The organism is Streptomyces albireticuli, from assembly GCF_021228125.1.
GTDB lineage: Bacteria > Actinomycetota > Actinomycetes > Streptomycetales > Streptomycetaceae > Streptomyces > Streptomyces albireticuli.
In genome coordinates this window covers 365,730-384,427 of sequence record NZ_JAJQQS010000005.1, presented here as the reverse complement: position 1 = coordinate 384,427, position 18,698 = coordinate 365,730, and the positions used below count along the sequence as shown (strand labels likewise).

General features: G+C 73.0%; 15 protein-coding genes, 1 tRNA gene and 1 pseudogene. 5 read left to right on the top strand and 12 right to left on the bottom strand.

Translation table 11 applies throughout. The annotated features are described in order from the left end of the window. Positions 1–12: 12 nt before the first annotated feature. Positions 13–588 (bottom strand): dCTP deaminase, encoded by a 576-nt coding sequence (gene dcd, locus LUZ64_RS12425; protein ID WP_030366976.1) that lies wholly within the window; start codon positions 586–588, stop codon positions 13–15. 572 nt (positions 589–1,160) lie between these two features. On the opposite strand from dcd, the gene LUZ64_RS12420 reads away from it, so the two are divergent. Beyond that, positions 1,161–1,234, top strand: a tRNA-Gly gene (locus LUZ64_RS12420). A 57-nt stretch (positions 1,235–1,291) separates the two neighbouring features. On the opposite strand, the gene LUZ64_RS12415 is transcribed toward LUZ64_RS12420, so the two are convergent. After that, the gene (locus tag LUZ64_RS12415) at positions 1,292–2,065 is read right to left on the bottom strand and encodes a DUF4232 domain-containing protein (RefSeq protein WP_095580495.1); all 774 of its coding nucleotides are present in this window, start codon (positions 2,063–2,065) and stop codon (positions 1,292–1,294) included. Positions 2,066–2,283: 218 nt separating this feature from the next. Here LUZ64_RS12415 and LUZ64_RS12410 point away from each other — a divergent pair, with 218 nt between their 5' ends. From LUZ64_RS12410 to LUZ64_RS12395, 4 genes are all read left to right on the top strand, one after another. Further along, on the top strand, positions 2,284–3,873 hold the full coding sequence (locus tag LUZ64_RS12410) for a transcriptional regulator (protein WP_232389886.1): 1,590 nt from the start codon (positions 2,284–2,286) through the stop codon (positions 3,871–3,873). Between the two features lie 185 nt (positions 3,874–4,058). Continuing rightward, on the top strand, positions 4,059–4,586 hold the full coding sequence (locus tag LUZ64_RS12405; protein WP_170116706.1) for a DUF4232 domain-containing protein: 528 nt from the start codon (positions 4,059–4,061) through the stop codon (positions 4,584–4,586). Between the two features lie 159 nt (positions 4,587–4,745). Continuing rightward, entirely contained in the window at positions 4,746–4,994 is a 249-nt protein-coding gene (locus LUZ64_RS12400) for an SCO4226 family nickel-binding protein (RefSeq protein WP_095580499.1), read from the top strand. 108 nt (positions 4,995–5,102) lie between these two features. Continuing rightward, positions 5,103–6,326, top strand: a complete 1,224-nt coding sequence (locus tag LUZ64_RS12395) for a hypothetical protein (RefSeq protein ID WP_143593070.1) — start codon at positions 5,103–5,105, stop codon at positions 6,324–6,326. Positions 6,327–6,406: 80 nt separating this feature from the next. On the opposite strand, the gene LUZ64_RS12390 is transcribed toward LUZ64_RS12395, so the two are convergent. The 10 genes and pseudogenes from LUZ64_RS12390 to LUZ64_RS12345 all read right to left on the bottom strand — a co-directional run bounded on the left by LUZ64_RS12390 (position 6,407) and on the right by LUZ64_RS12345 (position 18,679). Next, positions 6,407–7,273, bottom strand: a complete 867-nt coding sequence (locus LUZ64_RS12390; protein WP_095580503.1) for an SAM-dependent methyltransferase — start codon at positions 7,271–7,273, stop codon at positions 6,407–6,409. A gap of 127 nt (positions 7,274–7,400) precedes the next feature. Further along, entirely contained in the window at positions 7,401–9,230 is a 1,830-nt protein-coding gene (locus tag LUZ64_RS12385) for an immunity 49 family protein (RefSeq protein WP_095580505.1), read from the bottom strand. Positions 9,231–9,393: 163 nt separating this feature from the next. Further along, a pseudogene (locus tag LUZ64_RS12380) lies at positions 9,394–10,110 on the bottom strand (hypothetical protein); the annotation flags it as partial. An 8-nt stretch (positions 10,111–10,118) separates the two neighbouring features. Further along, positions 10,119–11,099: a hypothetical protein gene (locus LUZ64_RS12375; RefSeq protein ID WP_232389887.1), complete on the bottom strand. Its 981-nt coding sequence runs from the start codon at positions 11,097–11,099 to the stop codon at positions 10,119–10,121. Between the two features lie 98 nt (positions 11,100–11,197). Further along, positions 11,198–12,430: a C40 family peptidase gene (locus LUZ64_RS12370; protein WP_232389888.1), complete on the bottom strand. Its 1,233-nt coding sequence runs from the start codon at positions 12,428–12,430 to the stop codon at positions 11,198–11,200. Positions 12,431–12,434: 4 nt separating this feature from the next. Next, a complete protein-coding gene (locus tag LUZ64_RS12365) occupies positions 12,435–13,232 on the bottom strand; it encodes a hypothetical protein (RefSeq protein WP_095582511.1) in 798 nt (265 codons plus the stop codon). Further along, positions 13,229–15,310, bottom strand: coding sequence for a hypothetical protein (locus LUZ64_RS12360; protein ID WP_095582512.1), 2,082 nt, complete (start codon positions 15,308–15,310; stop codon positions 13,229–13,231). Before LUZ64_RS12360 ends, LUZ64_RS12365 begins: the two co-directional genes overlap by 4 nt. Further along, complete coding sequence (locus LUZ64_RS12355; RefSeq protein WP_095582513.1) at positions 15,307–17,856, bottom strand: ATP-binding protein; 2,550 nt, start codon at positions 17,854–17,856, stop codon at positions 15,307–15,309. Before LUZ64_RS12355 ends, LUZ64_RS12360 begins: the two co-directional genes overlap by 4 nt. Continuing rightward, positions 17,853–18,449 carry a hypothetical protein gene (locus tag LUZ64_RS12350; protein WP_095582514.1) on the bottom strand — a complete coding sequence of 199 codons (597 nt, stop codon included), beginning with the start codon at positions 18,447–18,449 and terminating at the stop codon, positions 17,853–17,855. Before LUZ64_RS12350 ends, LUZ64_RS12355 begins: the two co-directional genes overlap by 4 nt. Continuing rightward, positions 18,446–18,679, bottom strand: a complete 234-nt coding sequence (locus tag LUZ64_RS12345; protein WP_087927350.1) for a hypothetical protein — start codon at positions 18,677–18,679, stop codon at positions 18,446–18,448. The genes LUZ64_RS12350 and LUZ64_RS12345 overlap by 4 nt, the downstream gene beginning before the upstream one ends. Positions 18,680–18,698 lie beyond the last annotated feature (19 nt).

The window sequence follows — 18,698 nt, the reverse complement described above, 5'->3', positions numbered from 1 at the left end:
TTCCCTGGTCGCTCAGACCTGCGTGCGGTGGAAATTCTGGAAGGACCGCGAGGGCGTCGGCCCACGCTGACCCTGGTAGCGGGAGCCGTGCTTCGCGGACCCGTAAGGATGCTCGACGGGTGAGGTCAGCCGGAACATGCACAGCTGCCCGATCTTCATCCCCGGCCACAGCTTGATCGGCAGCGTGGCCATGTTCGACAGCTCCAGCGTCACGTGCCCGGAGAAGCCCGGGTCGATGAAGCCGGCCGTGGAGTGCGTCAGCAGGCCGAGCCGGCCGAGGCTGGACTTGCCCTCCAGACGGGAGGCCACGTCGTCGGGGAGCGTGATGACCTCGTACGTCGAGGCGAGCACGAACTCACCCGGGTGCAGGATGAACGCCTCGTCGCCCTCCGGCACCACCTCACGCGTGAGGTCCGCCTGCTCGACCGCGGGGTCGATGTGCGGGTACCGGTGGTTCTCGAACACCCGGAAGTAGCGGTCGAGGCGTACATCGATGCTCGACGGCTGCACCATGGATTCGTCGAACGGGTCGATACGCACCCGGCCGGCGTCGATCTCGGTCCGGATGTCCTTGTCTGAGAGAAGCACGGGTCGAGGATACGCGGAGAAGCCGGACAACGCGGGCCCGGTCCGATCGGACCGGGCCCGCGCCGTTCATCACTCCTTGATCGTCACCCCTGGACCACCGCTCGGGCCCCGTCCGGGCGACCCGCGCCGGCGCTCCGTCCGCGCTATCGCTTCTGACCGGCGGCCGGCACCGGAACGGAATGCCGCAGCCGGGCGCAGCGCGGGCAGCGGAGGAGCCGCCCGGGGCCGAGCCGGCCGGGGCCGAGATGCTGCATCGGGAACGAAGCGGTGCTGAACACGTGCCCTTCGGCACAACGAACGACGGTGCGCTCCATCGAGTCCCTTTCCCCATGTACGTGAAAGACAAAAGCCACATTAGGGGATGTAAGGGACGGGCTCGAAGGCGGCACTCCCGGAAGCCCCCCGCAGGCTTGCCCCGCCCCACGGTACGCCCCAACTCCCCTCGCCCACGGCCGCATCCCCACCCGCCCCACGGATCCCAGCCACGCCAAGAAGACCCCCGCGACCAGTGCGCCGGGGGCCTTCGATGGGGTACAGTGTGCGACGATGCGATGCCCGGAACGGGCGTCCTCGCGGGTGTAGTTTAATGGTAGAACATGAGCTTCCCAAGCTCAGAGCGCGAGTTCGATTCTCGTCACCCGCTCCACGCACTTCCTCGAAGCCCCAGGCCACCGGCCCGGGGCTTTTTTTGTCGGCCGGACCTTCAGTTGAGCGCGTCCGTGGACGAGCTCACCCAGTACGTGACCCGCAGCGAGTCGTCGATGTGCACCCCCTTGGCCTGGAGGGCGGCCTCCGCCATCCCGCCGCCGCCCTCGAAGCCGATCCGCAGGCTCTGGGCGGTGCGGCCCTCGCCCCCGCTGCCGTCACCCGCGGACAGGATCACGCCGGCGTAGCCCTTGCCGCCCGGGGCGAGCGAGGTGACCGCCTGCGGCTTGGTCCCCTCCATGACCGGCGGTACGGACTGGGCGTCGTCGAACTTGACGATCGGGTAGCCCTTCAGGTCGCACATCTTCGATCCCGTGTTGGTGATCGTGAGCAGCATGTGGTTGAGGGGGCGGGAGACCGGCGTGGCGATGATCTCGGTGTTGTCGGCGGTGCAGGGCACGCGGTTCGCGGGGGCGTACGGGTCGCTGTCGGCGGAGGACGAGCCGTGGCCCGCGCCGCCCTGGCCACCGGTGCCACCGGTGCCGCCCTTCCCGGCCTGGCCGGCGCTCGTACCGCCCGTCCCCTTCTCGGCGGAGGCGGCGGACCCGGCCGGGCGGTCGGGCTTCCCGGCCTGCCCGCCCTGGCCGCCCTGGCCGCCCTGACCCGTCGACGGCGAAGGCCGGGCCGCCGCCTCGGCGGGCCGGGAGGCGGCTCCCTGGGAGGCGGCACCTTCCTCGCGGGTTCCCTCTCCGCTCTCGCAGGCCGTCAGGGCGAGTGCGGAGAGCGCGAAGGAGGCGGCGGCGAGCAGGGGCCGGCGGACGGAGGCGCGCATGGCGGATCTCTCTCTTCATGGGGAGGGCGGCGGAGCGCCGCTCGACCGGATCCGGGAGCGGCGTGCTTGGATGACGAAAGCTTGTGCGACGCCTCGTCCCTGGCGCCAGCACAACCGGCCGGTTAGGGACGCCGGAACGCTCGCACTGGCCCTGACCTGGGGGAATGGATGTTCCCTGGAACAGGGGCATGGGACGGGAGATGGGACGGAGGGGCGAAGTGGGGGCAAGCGATCTCGCGGATCTGCTGCGGGCGCTGAAGGACCGGTCAGGCCTGAGTTACGGGGTGCTGGCCAAGAGACTGCACGTCAGTACGTCGACCTTGCACCGCTACTGCAACGGGTCCACCGTGCCGGCGGAGTTCGCGCCGCTGGAGCGGCTGGCCCGCCTGTGCAAGGCCACGCCGGAAGAGATGATGCGGCTCCACCGGACGTGGATCGTCGCGGACGCGACGCGCGGCCGTAAGGCGGAGGCCGACGGGGCGTCAGACGGTGGAACGCCGGACCGCGGCGCCCGGGCGGGAGCCGCGGCGGCGGGGACGACGAATCCGGAACCCGCGGCTTCGGCGGCGGGGACGACGGGCGGCGCGCAGCCGAGCCCCGTGACTCCGGCGGCGGGGACGACGGCCGCCCCGCAGCCGAGCCCCGTGACTCCGCCGGAGGAGGCGACGTCTTCCCTCCGAGCGGGAGCCGCGACACCACCGGAGGCGACTACGGCCTCCCCCACGCCGGGCACGACGCCCCCTCCCGAGGACGTGACGACCCCGCCACCGGCGACCGCGGCCCCGCCGGTCGACCGCCCGCAGCGGGCGAGGCGGCGGCCCCGTAAGGCCGTCCTGGCCGCCCTGGCCGTCGCCTGCGTCATGGCCGTGACCGGCTCCGCCGCGCTCGCCGTCGGCCTCGTCGGCCACGACGGTGACGACGGGAAGCGGGCGTCCGCCGGAGCCTCGTCCACCGGGAAGGGCGGGACGGCCGCGCCCGGGCGCCCCGGACGGCCCGGCGAGGGCCCGGCCGGCACACCGTCCGCCTCCCCGGAGGAGGGGAAGGAGCGGGAGGGCGGCGAGTCGGCCGCGTCCACGGGACCGGGTGACGCCGCGTCACCCGGGGCACCGGGCGCGCCCGGAGAGCGGGAGAACGGCGACGGCAAGGACAAGGACAAGGACAAGGGTGACGACAAGGGAGGCGACAAGGCCGGCGGCGACGGAGGCGACCCTCCCCTGACCGCCCACACCCGCCCGTACGCCTACGAGAGCCCCTGCTCCCAGCGCTTCCTGGTCAACAGGGCCCCCGGCGAGATGCCGAAGCCACCCTTCGAGCAGGACGCGCCCGCCTGGGTGTCCGAGCTCGGCGCCGTCACCGCCGATCAGCAGTTCATCAAGATCACCTTGCAGGGCGCCGGCAAGGACACGGTCGTACTGGAGCAGCTGCACGTCCGGGTGGACGGCACGAACGCGCCGCTCGCCTGGAACGCGTACGCCACGGGCGTCGGGTGCGGCGGCGACGTGGCGACGCGTGCCTTCGGCGTCGACCTCGACGCCGGTTCGCCCGCCCTCCGCCCGGTGGCCGGTCAGCGCGACTTCCCGTACAAGGTGAGCCGCGACGACCCCGAGGTCTTCTACGTCAAGGCCGACGCCAAGCGGAGCGACGTGCGGTGGCACCTGGAGCTCCAGTGGTCCAGCGGCGGCCGGCGCGGGATCCTCCGGATCGACGACCAGGGGAGGCCCTTCCGTACCAGCGGCTCGGCGGGCAGGCCCTCGTTCCAGCAGCCGCCGGGGGATACGAAGTGGGGGCCGGAACCACCCCAGGAGTGAGCTCCCACGTTCCACCGAAGCGTTCCACGGTCTGGCGTTTCCGCAGGTCAGACCCTGTGGGACCGTTCCGGCGTCCCGGAAGGCCGGACGGCCCTTGAAGCCGGGACGTGCGGCGCCGCAGTCTGATGGGGCCCCGGGGAACACCGGGGCGGTCACCACTCACTGACGTCTCATCAGGAGAACCCATGCGCTTCGCACGTCTGGTCACCACCGCAGTCCTCTCCGGCGCCGCGGTTCTGGCGACGGCGGCCGTCCCCGCCCAGGCCGCCCCGCGGGCGGACCGGGGCCCGGTGCGGGCGCTCTGCTCCACCTCGTCCGCCGACTTCACCGTGCGGAACGTGAGCCGCCCGATCAACCACCAGCTGCTCACCGTCACCAACACCGGCTCCGAGCCCTGCGACCTCCTCAAGGCCCCGCTCCTGGGCTTCGACGACGACACGTACGTCGGCGCCCGGGCGATCGAGGAGTCCGCGCCCCAGGCGGTCGTGACGCTCCAGCCCGGCGAGTCCGGCTACGCGGGCATCCTGCTGTCGGCCGGCGACGGCTCCGGGGAGAACGGGCGCACCGTCCGTACCGTGCACGTCTTCCTCGACAGCGGCGACGGATCCGAGGGCGGGCCCGACACGGTCAAGCTCCCGAAGGGCACCTGGATCGACGACAGCGCGGCCGTGACCTACTGGCAGACGAACCCGGCCGACGCCCTGGTGTGGTGACGGCGGGGTCCGGCGGGGCCTCCGGGGCCCGTTCCCACGCCGGCGCCGTGAGGCCCGGGCCCTGGGCCTCACGGGGTCGCGCGGCGGCGGGCGCGGGCCGAGTATGGGGGTAGGGCCCTTTCACGGGGTTCCGTGGCGATCCACCGGAGGTGTCGGGCGATGGCCAAGTTCATGGACGTCCATCACGGGATGAAGGGGATCACCGCCGAGCAGTTGTCCGCGGCGCACCGGGCCGACCTGGCCGTCGAGGCCAAGGAGAAGGTCCACTTCGAGCGGGCGTGGGCGGATCCGCAGTCCGGGACCGTCTACTGCCTGTCCGAGGCGCCCTCGGCGGAGGCGGTCAAGAAGGTGCACGCGATGGCGGGGCACCCTGTCGAGGAGGTTCACCCGGTACCGCTGACGATCTAGCGACGGGCGGTGCCGCGCGGTCGTAGCCCGGGCCGGTCGTAGCCCGGGCCGGTCCCGGCACAGGAAACCCGTGTCCCCGGGCCGGGGTCCAGGTCTACGCTCTCGATCATGAAAAGTACCTGTCCTGGTGAGGCGGTGTACCCGGAGCTCAAGGGTCGGACGGCCTGGCACGCCGGTGGCGGGCTTCAGCGTGCTCTCTCCGTGTTCCTGCTGATCACCGGGTGCGTGCTGCTGGGCATCGGCGCGTGGTTCCTCGCACGGGTGCCCGCGGCCGTCGATCGGACGGAAGGGTTCCGGGACGCCCGCGCGTGCGCCGCGGACACGGCGCCCCGGCCCGGCGAGGACTGTGTGCGGGGCTTCCCCGCCACCGTCGCCGAGGTGCACACCAGCAAGAGGAAGAACGACACGAGCTGGATCCGGTTCTCCGACTACGCCCTCCCCAGCGGCAAAGTCACCTTCCGCGGCGAGGACGACGCCACTGCCGAGCAGTGGCGGCCCGGCGACCGTGCCACCGTCTCCGTCTGGCACGGCGACGTCGTCACCCTGACCGTCGGCGACGAACGCCTGAGGGTCGGCACCGTGCGGATCGACGGTCTCGCCTACGGCACCGCCGCCATGTGCGGGCTGGCCGGCGGCGTCATCTGTCTGCTCTACGGCGGCTTCGGACTCGCTATGGGACGGCGCGACGGCTGCACGCCCGGCAACAAGAACGACGTACTGCGACCGGTCGCCGTCACCGCCGGCTGCTGGGTCGTCCTGCCCTGGCCCGTGGTCGAACTGCTCGGCCTGCCGATCTGCATGACCGCCGCGCTCTGGCTCGCCGGCGCCGCCTTCACCCTGCGGGCCGCCGGCAACGCCGTGTACCGCTACCGGTTGGACGCCCGCCCCGGCGAGGACCCCGCGGCCCATTCGCCCCGGCTCGACCGCCTCTTCGGGGAGCGCGGTGGCCTGCTCCCCTGGAAGCGTCATGACACTTCCGCGGAGGAGGCCGGGATCGCCGAGGGGCGCCGGGTCGAGTTTCCCGGCTCGCTCCCCGGTGACACCCGCTTCTCCGCCCGGCACTCCCCGGTGACGATCCTCGGTCTGGAGGGCGGCTCCCTCTACGCCGCCCCCGCCGGGCACATGGGGAAGCTGGCCAAGCGCGTTCCGCTGGAGGAATACCGGCTGGCCGGAGTACGGCGGCTGCATCCTTCCGTCGGCAGCGACGGCAAGCGGACGGATCAGCGGCGGTGGCACGTGGCCGAGTTCGAGCCGGCGGACGGCGACTCCGAGCGGCTGTACGTCGCCACCGAGCCGTACCGACTACGGCGGATCCTCAGGCTGATGGCGTGAGACGGGGTGGCGGGCAGGGCACTTCTCCCCTGCCCGCCGCTTCGTCCCTTCCCCTCCCGCCGTGCCGGCGGGCCCCCGCCTCAGACCAGCGGCTTCCGCAGCATCGCGAGGAAGAAGCGCGTCTTGCGCGCCACCACCTCGCGCGCCCTCGGCAGCCTCCGGATGAACCCCTCCGTGAATTCCGCGCCGAACCGCTCCGTGAATTCCTCTTGGAGGTCGTAGCAGACCAGGGCCATCACGTTCATGGTCATCGCGAGGTTGGCCGACAGGTCCTTCGTCTCCAGCGTCTCGAAGCCGGCGTCGCCGACCAGACCGAAGAACTCCGGCAGGGTCGGAGGGAGGTTGGCCGCCAGCATGACCTGGAAGACGGCCACGTCCTCCTCGGTCAGCTCGCCGGTGACGACCGACTCCAGGACCAGGAGGTCCCCGCCCGGGCGCAGCACGCGCCACGCCTCCTGGAGGGCCTTGGCACGGTCCATGTGACAGAGGCTCTCCACCGCCCAGGCGCGGTCGAACGTCCCGTCCTCGTACGGCAGCGCCATGGCGTCCGCGTGCTCGAAGGTGAGGCGGTCGGTCAGACCGTGTTCGGTCGCGAGGCGGTTGGCCCGGGCTATCTGCTCCTTGCTGATGGCGACGCCGGTGACCCTGACGTCACGCTGCCGGACCAGCTTGAGGGCCGAACGGCCCGTGCCGCAGCCGATGTCGAGGACGTGGTCGCCCGGCCGGGGGTCCAGCTTCCCGATGAGGTAGTCGGTGTAGCGGTCCTGGGCCTGTGACGACAGGTCGACCAGGTCCATGCTCGACGGATGGGGCGCGTCCGGCGGGAACCACAGCCCGCAGTGCACGCTCTCGCCCAGGGTCCGGTGGTAGATGTCGCCGAACCGGTCGTACCAGTCCCCGACTTCCTCGGCGGTGACCTTGAGCTCCTGGGCGGGTTCCTGCGGCATGTGCGCTCCCATCCGGACGGATCTTCGCGGTCCGCACAGCGTGCAAGGACACCGACGCGCGCCACAAGGACGCCCCGCCCGCCGGGCGGCCCTTTCCGGCCACCGCGGCGACAGTCACCGGTGAAGCTCAGTGAAGGGCGAGGAGAGCCTCCGGGAGGTACTCCGAGGCGACCGGGACGGGCATGCCCAGCGCGCGGGCCCGGCAGGCCAGCGCGAGGACGTCCAGGCCGGCCGCCGCGTCCACGCCCTCGCTCCGGTCACCGACGCTGTAGTGGTCGCGGTGCTCCTCCAGCGCGTCGACGAGGGCGAGCGCGAAGCCCTCGGCGTCCCCGGCGACGAGCTGCGAGAGCAGCACGGCGGGCGGGCAGGGCTCGTCGGAGTCCCGGCCGAGCGCCCGCTCGCGGGCCGCGAGGGCGCGGTCCACGGCCGGGCGGGCGTCGGCGCCGCGCAGGTGGTCGTGGAGGGCGGCCCGGTAGGTCGCCGTGACGGAAGCCGTGTGGACGGTCCCGAAGACGGCGGGGTCCACGGCGAGCAGCCGGTCCAGCTGTTCGCGGGCCCCCACGACGAGCGCGGCGCCCACCGCGGACGTCCAGCCCGTGACCATCCGGTCCGGCTGGGGCCCGACCCGGGGCAGCGTCAGGGCGCGGCCTCCGATCGTCACCTCGACGCCGGCCCCGCCTTCCCCGCCTTCCCCTCCGCCTCCGCCGCTCTCCCCGTCCCCGGGCGCGCTCGTCGCGCAGGCCGCCACGGCCAGTTCGGCGGCCAGGGTGAGGGCCTCCAGCTGGCGGGGGTCGGTGCCCTCCGGGTCGTGGGCCGCCCGGCTCTGGAAGCGCAGGACCTGCTGCCGGATCCCGCTCGGCAGCATCCGGGCGATCAGCCGGAGGTCGGCGTCCGGGTCCCCGAACTCCGCGAGCTTCCGCTCCGTGAGCCGGTCGTAGACGCCGTCGTCCCGCGTGTCCGTCCACGCGAAGGCCGGGCGGGTGACGGTGAAGACCCCGGCGGCCGCCAGCTCCGCCACCGCGGCCTCACGCTTGTCCCGCCCGTACGGGCCGACCCGCGGGCCCTCCGTGCGGACGCCCGTGACGAGCGCCGCCGGCAGATAGCCGGACTCGACGGCCGGCGGCCACCCCTCGCGCCGGAACGCCAGCGCGGCCAGGGCGATCGCGTCCAGGGGCAGCAGGTTGCGCGGCGCCGCGCCGGCGCCCACCACGGCGCGGTGCGCGGTGAGCAGCCGGGCCAGGGCGTCCCCGAAGGCGTTCTCGTCGCCCGTAAGGAGAGCGTGTACGGCCGTGAGCCCGGCCACGCGCCCGAGATTGCGGTTCCCGTCGGCCACGAGTTCGGACAACAGGACGTCGATCCTCCCGGCCGCCTCGGCGCGGGTCCTCGGCTCGGCGCCGTACCGGTCCTCCAGGTCGTACCCGCGGAGGTACGTGAGCAGCCCGTACGCCTGGCCCACGGCCGCGCGCACCCACAGCGGCTCCCCGGCGCCGGAGGGCAGGGACCGCGCGGTCTCGCCGAAGGTCACGGCCTCGGTGGCGTAGCTGTCGCAGATCACCGCGAGGTGCAGGGCGCGCAGCCAGTCGGTCTCGTCCAGGGAGACCTCCGGGTCGTCGGCGGACCCGTACGTCAGGCCGAAGTTGACGTAGTCGATGAAGACGCTGACCGACTCCCACCGGTAGACGCCGACGGTGACGACGCCCAGGGCGGCCGCGGCCGCCGACCGCAGGGCGGCCTCGGCGTCCTTGCCGCGCAGTCCGGGGTCGGTCAGGGAGAGCGCGCCGACGTAGTCGAGGAACTCGTCGGCGATCATCTCCCAGCCGAAGGTGTCCCGGCCGGGGCTGTGCTGCATCAGGCCGACCTGACGGCCGATCCGCGAGGCGAAGTCCGTGACGGCCTCGGTGACGCCGGACTCCCCGACGGAGTGCCGGGCTATGTGCGCGGGCGACTTGGGGTTCACTTGGTGCTCACTCGTCCTTGGCAGGTGCTTCGTCGGGCGCTTCGCGGGGTGTCTCACGGGGTGCTTCGGCCGCTTCGGCGGACGTCCCGTCGGCCACTTCGCCGGATGCCCCGTCGGCCACTTCGGCGGACGTCCCGTCGGCGGTCTCCGCCGCCGTCTCCGGGTCCTCGAAAGGGGCTTCCTCGATGAGCCGTTCGGCGATGTCGTCGACCCATTCCTGCGCCCAGCGCCGGAGTTCCAGGATCTCGGCCTCGTCCAGCCCGTACGCGGCGAACTCCCCGTCGTCCAGCCACTCCGACCTCGCGAGCCGGGCCTGGAGGTCGGTGAGGTCGAAGGGCGCCCCGCCGGTGTGGCGGCGGCCCAGCTCCTCCAGCTCGACGTGCGACCAGCGCGCCGACGCGGCCCGTACGTCGACGAGGCTGCCCGCGAGCCCCAGGTCCGCGAGGGCGCGCACCTCAAGTCCGACGACGTCCTCCTCGGCCGGTACGGGCCCGTACGCGCTCTCCACGGCCGGACGCCACAGCGTTTCCTTACGGACGTCGACGGCGCGGTCCCGGCCGCTCTCCGGGTCCGTCACGACGAGCCGCGCGGCGAGCGGGCCGGTCTCCACCGCGGCGACCCGCAGACCGCGCCCGGCCAGCCCGGCGCCGAGGGCGTCCGCGACCTCCGCCATGGGCGCGTCCGTGCCGGTGACGAACTCCAGGGCGCGGACCGGGACGCGGGCCGGGCCGTCGGCCGGCAGCAGTCCGTGGGCGCGTGCCGCGTAACCGCCGGAGAGGAGCAGGGAGTACGGCGCGCCGGCGGCGAGGATCTCCAGGGCGACGGCGGGCGGCCGTGCGGTCGGCCCCTCCGGGACGGGCGGGGGCGGGTCGGGCAGCATGATCGCGATTATTGCGGACGCCCGCCCTCGATCAGCTCGGATACGCGCAGCAACTCGGGGCGGATGTCCTCCGCCTCCAGCTTGTCGACGGCCGCGAGCCGCTGCCAGGCCGCGCGGGCGTTGCGCAGCGTCCGGAGGGTCTCGGCCAGCGGGGCGCGGGCGGTGTCGCGGCGCTCGGCCGTGCGCAGGTGGAGGCGGGTGGCCGCGGCCCAGTCCTCCTGGAGGAGTAGCGCGAGCCACGCGCGGGTGGCGAGCGCGCCGATGGTGTGCGGGTGCAGCGGCCCGTACTCGCGGTCGGCGGCCGCCTCCAGCTCCTTCGCCGCGACGGCCGCGGCGGCCAGGTCACCGCGCAGCTCGGCCGCGACGATGCGCGCGAAGGCGGGGGCGTGGCGGGCGGGGAGGGGCTCCCGCCAGTCGACGGGCGGCTTGGGCGAGGTGACGGGCGGGGCGGGAGGTACGTAAGCGTCGAAAGAGACGGGAGGGGCGGGGGCGGGCTCCGCCAGGGGTATGGACGCGGGGGCGGGCTCCGCCACGGGCGCGGGTACGGCGACGGGCGCGGGCGCGAAGGCCGCCACCGGTGCCGGACCCGGCGGCGGTACGGGCGCCTCCGCGTACCCGGGCGCCTCGGCACGTACGGGCTCCACCGGCCGCACAGCCTCCACCGGCCGTTCGGGCTCCACCACACGCCGCACCGGCTCGGCCGGTGGCGGCACCGGCACCGGGTGCGGCGCCCCCAGCGGTGTCACCGCCCCGTCGTGGTCCACTATCAGCGGCCACACCGAGCCGTCCGGCTCCTTGGCGTTGATGCGTATCGGGTGACCGCGCCGCGCCGCCCGCACCCGGATGTCCGCCAGCGCCGACGTCCGGGCGTCCTGACCGGGCAGCGGGTCGACCGGCTCCCCTTCGATGGTCGCCTCACCCGCCGCGCTGATCACGATGGTGTACACGGGCGTCAGGGGCACCGAGTCGGGGTCCGTCACCACAGGCATGGTCAATCCTTCACTTACCGCCACTTACCGCTGTTTCCCGCCGGCCGGCCGGGGCCCGCGGCGGCGCGGGCCGCGGTCCCCGGCAATGATGACCCGGATCAGCCCCCCTTGGGGTAGTAGGGGGGTGACCAGCCCAGGTACTTCGCTCGCCATTTGGTCTCGATGTCGGTGGCCGGGACGACCGAGATCTCGCCCGGCGTCACGATGTCGTTGGACGCGATCTTGCCGTCGCCGAGGTAGATCGCGACGTGCCCGGCCCGGTGTCCGGTGTCCCAGAACATCAGGGCGCCGGGGGGCGGGTTACGGTCGCCGTCGTGCCGCATGTCCTTCGGCATCTCCACCTGGTAGTGGTCGATGGCGTAGTTCGTGCCGGAGAAGCTCCAGCCGTACATGATCGAGGTGAAGGCCAGGCACTTCTGGTACCACTGCGACCGGTGGCTGTCGGCCTCCGCGCGCGCCTTACGGATCGCGTCGGCGGTCGAGAGCGGGTTCTTGACCCCGTTCGGCCAGCCCGCGTTGCCGTCGTGGAAGGGCTCCCCCGGCTTGCCCGGCTCCCCTGAGCCCCGCTGCTCGCAGTCCTGCGGCTCGTCGGGGTCCTTGTCCCCCTTGCCGTCGTCCTTACGGTCGCCGCCACCGCCGTTGGAGCCGTTCCTGCCCGGCTGCGCGGGGTGGTTCTCGCCGGCCCGTTCCAGGTCGATGCCGGCTTCCCGGGCGATGCTGCGGGCCTGGGTCTCCTTCGGTCCGTAGGCGTTGGGGAAGCCGGACCGCTGCACCTTCTGGGCGGCGTCGTTCAGCGACAGGTTCTCCCAGGCGATGTCGGTCAGGCCGGGAGGGTCGCCGCTGTCGCCGCCGAACAGGAACATACGGGTCGAGTACTTGATGTCGTTGATCTGCGCCGGGGTGCCCCAGCCCGTCGAGGGGCGCTGCTGGAAGATGCCGACCGAGTCCCGGTCGCCGCCCTTGAGGTTCTCCAGCTGCGACTCCGCGAGACCGGTCATCAGCGCGATCAGCGTCGCCCGCCCCGGCAGCTTCCCCTCCTTGGCCACCTCGTCGATGATCTTGGCATGGGCGACCTGCCTCGCCCGGAGTTCCTTGCCCGCACCGCCCGTCTCGTCCCCGCCGGACCGCCCGTCGCCGTACTCCCCGTCGTCCGCGGGCAGGCCGGGCTGCTCGCAGCCGGCCGCGGAGGCGCTCCCGCCGCCGAAGCCGGCCATCATGCCCACCAGGATGAGGAAGGCCATGAGCGCCGCCACCAGCGGCAGGCCGACCTTGAGGGCCAGGCCCCGGCGCGCGGCACCCGCCGCCAGGGCCATGACCTGACGTGAATCCACCGGTTCAGACCCCCAGGACCTTGCTCACGCGCCAGGAGCCGCCGCTGCGCACGATCTCGGCCTGGAGGACCGTGTTCTCGCTGTACTTCGTGTAACCGGCGACGTCGACCTCCACGGTGACCTTGCGCCACACCCGCGCCGGGGTGTCGGCCTGGAGCCGCGTCCGCTCGTCGTCGGAGGCGGCGACGGAGACCCGCTTCACCGTGGAGACGCCGCCGTTGGAGACCAGCCGCCCCCACGCCTGGTCCTCGAACCGCGTCAGGTTCTCGGTCAGTGACTCCGTCATCCAGGGGGCGGCGCGCCCGACCGAGGCCGAGTGCTTCTTGTCGACGGGCGGGTTGCGCGTGAGGTACGCGCGGGCCCACCCCTCGGCCGTCCGCTCGGGCGTGCTGAGGTCGGCCACCGGCGCCGGCGAGGCCGGTGCCGAGGGCGTGGGGGGCGCGGACGGGGTGCCCGCGGCGCCGGGCTCCTCCGTGCGGTCGCCGGAGCCCGCGCGGACCACGGTCGCCGGGGCGCCGCCCCGGTCCGGCCACCAGTGGGAGACCGCCGCGCCGAGCGCCAGGATGCCGACGATCACCACGATCGCGCCGCCGGGCGTCACCGGCTCGCGGCGGCGCTCCTCCGCCAGGTGACGCCGGGCCTCCTCGCGCTGCTCCTGCCGGTACGCCTTGCGGACGCGACGGCGCACCCGGCGCTTGCCGAGCGCCTCGATCTCCTCCGGGTACTCGTAGCCGTTCTTGAGGAGCTCCCGCCATTCGGCCGGGGTGCCCGGCCGCTGCCCCTGGTTCGCCTTCTTCGTCACCGCTCCTCCTCGCGCCGGCGCCCGGTCACGGGCGAGCCGCGTTCAGCGGAACGTTTCTTCTGAGCGGGCCGCGGTTCCGTACTGCTCCTGACGACCTCGCCCCGGATGACGCGCGGTGCGGAGCCCGGCCGCGGGCCCTGGCGGAACGCGTAGCTCGCGCCGGAGCCCTTCTCGGGCCGCAGGGCGGCCGAGGGACGGCCCGCGGGCTGCTTGGCGGCCTGCTTCGCCGCGTCCTTGGCCGCCTTGTCAGACGCCTTGTCGGCCGCCTTACCGGCTGCCTTCGCCTTGACGGCCGCCTTGGCCTTGACCGCCGCCGCCTTGGGCCCGGCGGCCGTCCCGGCGGTCCCGGCGGTCCCGCCGCCGCTCCCGGCGGACAGCGCCGGGCGTGGCCGCAGACTGCCCAGCTCGGCCGTCCGGCGGGCGGGCAGGGCACCGGGCACGCCCTCCGGACGCACCCGGCTGAGGGTGGCCGTCGGCGGCACGTCGGGCCGCTTGCCGCCCGCCCCGAGCTCGGCCTTGGCGGCCGCCGCGACGACCTCGCCCACCGGTCCCGCGCCGCCCTGCCGGGTGGGCAGGGGCAGCGGGCGCTTCGGCAGCCGCGACAGCGTGACACCGGAACCGCCGTCCTTGCCCGCGTTGCCGAGGGTGCCGTTCGGCTCCCAGTGACGGGGCTTCGGCTGACGCTCCTTGGTGAGGGAGCCCGCGCCCTTGCCCAGGGCCCGTGCGACCCGGCCCGCACCGCGCGCGGCGAACAGCCCGGCCGCGCCGGCCCCGCCGCCCACGGCGCCGGTCACGCCGACGATGCTTTCCATGATGGTGCGGAACTTGAAGGCCACCAGGGCGCTGGTGATGCTCAGGCCGGCGGCCGCGAACCACCCGAAGTCGTCGAGCAGCCGGACGCTCACCGTGTTCATGATCAGCACACAGCCCAGCACCATCGTGCTGACCAGCGACTGGAGGGTGAATCCCAGGAGGGTGTCGAACCAGCGCACGCCCCACTGCCGGGGCCTGCCGGGGATCACCCACAGACAGGCGAAGACGACTCCGGCGATCAGCAGCATGAACGCGCCGATCAGCGAGGCCAGGGAGGCGAAGGCCAGGGCGACGGCCAGGGCGGCGAAGAGGGCCACGCAGATGAACGCGGGGATCGCGACCATGATGCGGCCCTCGGGCGTGTGCCCCTGGCGCCAGCGCAGCGTGGCCTCGCCGCCGTTCTCGGGCTTGCCGTCGACGTTCTTGCTCAGCCAGTCCTTGCGCGCCTTGGAGTCGGTGCCCTGCTTCAGCAGGTCCGTGCCGAACTCCTTGCAGGCGTCCAGGCTGCCGAACTCGGCGATGCACCAGGGGGTGGCGACGTACGAGCGCCAGATCGCGTCGGAGGACTTGCGCAGCACCGAGTCCTGGGTGCTGTTGCCCTTGTAGTTCGCCTGCCCGACGTCGATCGGCTCCTTGCCGCCCTCGCCCAGCGCCGCGCTCGTCGCCTCCATGGCCACCGTGCTGCCGATGGTGCGGGCCGACTCGATGCCGTCGACCCATGCCTTGGGTGTGGTCAGCAACGACGCCGCCAGGACCCCTGAGGCGAGGACCCAGCCGAGTTGGTTCAAGGCCGATCCGTTGGCCTTGCGGTGATTGATCCAGGCCACCAGGACGCCCACGGCCAGCGCCGTGGGCAGCAGGGTCGCCACCACCGCCTCCGAGGCACCGGAGACGGCGTTCGCTATGGACTCGCCCAGCTTGTCGATCTTGGTGAACTTGAAGGACCACTGGATGACGACGATCGCGGCCAGACCGAGCACCACGGTCAGGCCCATGAAGATGACAGCGATGCCGTTGAGCATGCTGTCGGCGATGTCCTTCCAGCCCAGCTCGCTGTCCAGCCGCCAGAGGTTCGGATCGCCGTACTGCTCGTACAGCGTCCCCGTCCCGGAGTAGGTGGACTCGGGGACCGGCAGCATGTTGCCGATGCCCGCCGGACTGAACGCGTCCTTGTCGTCGGCGGCGGCGGCGGACGCCGTCACCATCACGGTGGTGAGCGCGCCGACGACCGGGATCGCCAGGTTCCGGAACCGGGGAAGCCTCATGCCGGGACCTCGGCCCCGGCCGCCGCGGCCGGGGGCCCCGCGGCGGGTTCCCCGGTCTTCGGCGTTGTGCTCAGCAGGTGCAGCAGCTCCACCGAGGGCACGTCGAACTGCACGGTCGCGCTGCTGAACCGGCGGTCGCGCATGATGCAGTGACCGTGCCGGATCTCCTGCGTCACATCGACGCCGATCGCCTGGATCAGCTGCCTGGTGTGCGGGCCCCGGGGCAGGTCCAGCAGGGCCGCCATCGCGTCCTGCTGCTCGGCCGTCGTCAGCTGGAAGCCGAAGACGGTCGTCATCTGCTCCACCAGACCCGTCAGGCTCGCGAGCGACTCCGGGTCCTGGGTGTCGACGACCAGGGCGGTGTGCAGCGCGCGGCCGACGCGCGCGATGTACTGGAGGAACGAGCTGCCCTCGCGGGTCGCCGTGAGGACGTGCACCTCGGGCACCGCGACGACCTTCCGCAGGCCCCGCAGGTCCTTCCGGCCCGCCATGCTGATGCCGTACGCGAGCAGCGAGTGGACGAGCGCGACCGACAGCCGCTGGTGCACCGACCAGTCGTCGCGGTCGTCGTCCGGCGACGGCAGGGTGATGCCCGGGACCTGGACGACCCATATGCCCGGGGACGGCGTGAGCAGCGAACCGCCCCGCGGCCGGCCCATGAAGGGCGCGCCGAGACCCGTCAGCGACAGCTCGTACAGCGCGTCGCCCGCCTCACGGGTGAGCTCGTCCTCCGACCGCCGGAGGTGCTCGATGACCTTCCAGGTGGCCGGGTCGCCCTCGGCGATGACCTCGTTGACCGCGCTCTGGATCGGCGTCTCCGCGCCGCGCATCCGCAGGTGCTGCGGCAGGGCGATGCCCAGCTGGGCCGGCACCTCCGTCTGCGCGCGCTCCGCGCTCTCGCCGCTGAGCAGGGCGAAGAGGTCGGCGACGCCCGCGAACTGGGCGCCCGTCTCGATCAGATGGGCGTTGAGCCCGTACCGCCGGCCCGCCGACACCAGGCCGCCCATATCGCCCTTGAAGTCCAGGGCGAGCACGAAGGAGCCGCGGAAGGCGGAGTCCAGGAGCGACAGCATCATCGCCGTCGTCTTGCCGCGGCCGCTGCGCCCGATGAAGGCGGTCGTCGTCGCGTCGCCGCGCTCCGAGCCGCCGGTCAGGTCGTTGCGCACGACGCCGGGCGTGGAGCCGGTGAGGTAGCCGATGACCGGGCCCGTGTCGTCGCCGACGGCCGCGCCGCCCCAGAACCAGGAGCCGGCGAACGCGCCGACCGTGCGGGTGTGCACCAGGTCGGGCACGCGCAGCATGTCACCGGGCTGGGACTCCAGCCACAGCTCGCGCTGCTCCTCGGCGGCCACGCTGACCTCGATGCCGAGGCCGCCGTAGTAGCCGATGACGGCGTCGCAGCGGCTGCGCAGGTCGTCCAGCGAGACATCGCTGCTGACCACCAGGCGCGGGTGGTCCTCCATGAGCGTGACGTCCTCGCGCTTCATGTCGCGCGAGAGGGACGTCATCGTCTCCTCGGTCTCCTCGATCTCCTGCGCGGTCTCCCCGGCGGAGTGCTTGGCGGCGCTCTGCCGCTGCTCCTTCGCCAGCCGGCGGACCTCGTCGATCTGCTTGAGCGCGTCACGCTTGTGGAGGACCTTGAAGCGGACGGACGGCTCGGGATTGACCGGCTTGATCTGGATGTCCGCGTCGTTCTCGTCGTCCACGTAGTCGGGTACGTACGTGATCTCGGCGACCGCGCGCAGCCATTCGCCGGCGCCGGGCGACTCCATCTCCTCGGGGAAGCCGTCCATGGTGAGGACGGCGGTCCAGCCGGTGGTCTCACCGCGCTGGTCGACGAGGCGGAGGTGGTCGGGGTAGGGCAGCACCCGGCCCCGGGTGAGGTGGGCCAGCCGGGCGCCGGTGATCATGCCCTCGGCGTTCGGGGAGGGCAGCGCCGCGCCGCGCCGCTGCTCGCGGGCGATCATCCAGGCCAGCATCTCCACGGCGGCCGGCTGGGCCTTCCAGGGGGTGGTCTCCAGCTGCCGGCCGAGCCTGCGGGTCAGGGCGTCGAGGCGGGCGAGCTCCTTCTGGGAGACCGAGGTCGAACCGATGCCGAGGGCTTCCTGCACACCGCGGCGGCCACGGGCCTGTGCCTGGTTGGAGCGCTCCGAGATCCGCACGCCGAGCAGCAGCAGCCGGCTGGGCAGCTCCAGCTCGTCGAGCCGGTCCACGCGCAGGGCCGCCCAGGACGCGTAGTCGCCCGCCGAGAAGAGGGTCTCCGCCTCGGTGCGGTACTCCTCCGCGTTCAGCGGCGACCACAGCACCTTGAGGTGGCAGTCGTAGCCGGCCAGGGTACGGGCCAGGGCGCTGCTCGCCTGGTCGTGCTCGGAGTCCCGGGCGCTCTCCGACATCAGGTCGGTGTTGGAGCCGGCCAGCACGAACCACGCCTCGGCGTGGGTCTCCGTGATGATCAGGCCGTCGGCGAGGGCGACGTAGCGCGGCGGCGGCGCGGAGCGGTCCCCGCTGACACCGAGGAATTTGGCGATGCCCTTGGCGATCTTCATCGGGTGCCTTTCTTGGCGTCGGCGCCGGCCGGGGGTGCCTCGGCCCGGCGGCCGGACCGGGTGCGCATCCGGGCGCGGTAGACGTAATCGGGCCCGTAGAGCCGGGGGCGGGAGTCCAGCTTCGCCGGGCGGCCGGCGGTGGGCTTCGGCTCCTCGCCGCCGAGGGCGCCCTCGAAGACGCCCATGCCGGGCAGGTCCAGGAAGGTCTCCGACCGCTCGCCCAGTCGGGCCCGCAGGGGCAGCCACTCGCTGCGGTCGGCGGCCCGCCGCCCGCCGTTGACGATCGGGCGGTGGCCGACCGTCAGATAGCGGATCACCAGGGCCCAGCGGGTGAGGTTCCAGCGCCGTTCGTTACGCCGCGAGCGCTGGGCGCCGTAGTAGGTGATCAGCGCGGGCGGCGCGAAGTAGAAGGTGAAGAGCAGCTGGGTCGGCACGCCGAGGATCAGCAGCAGCCCGCCCACCCACACCGTGTAGAGCGCCGCGCCGGTCACCAGGACCCGCCGGGAAGGGCCTTCGCCCAGGTCCATGCCGAACAGCTCGTGCTGCCGGGTCTCCAGGTCGAAGTGGCGGGTGAAGGTGTGGCCGACCCTCATTCCCCCGCCACTTTTTTCCACACGGCTATGAGCATGTCCTTGGACTCGTCCGGCGCGAAGACGAAGCCCGCGACGACGACGCCCGCGAGGAAGTGACCGAGCAGCTCGCCCCATTCACGCTTCGCGTAGTGCCCGATGGCCCTGACCGCCAGGATGATGAGAAAGATGTTCCCGGCGATCAGGAACACCCATGACTTGAGTTCGGCGCCGCTGCTCAGGGCGATTTCCATCAGTTTCCCCTAGTTGTGA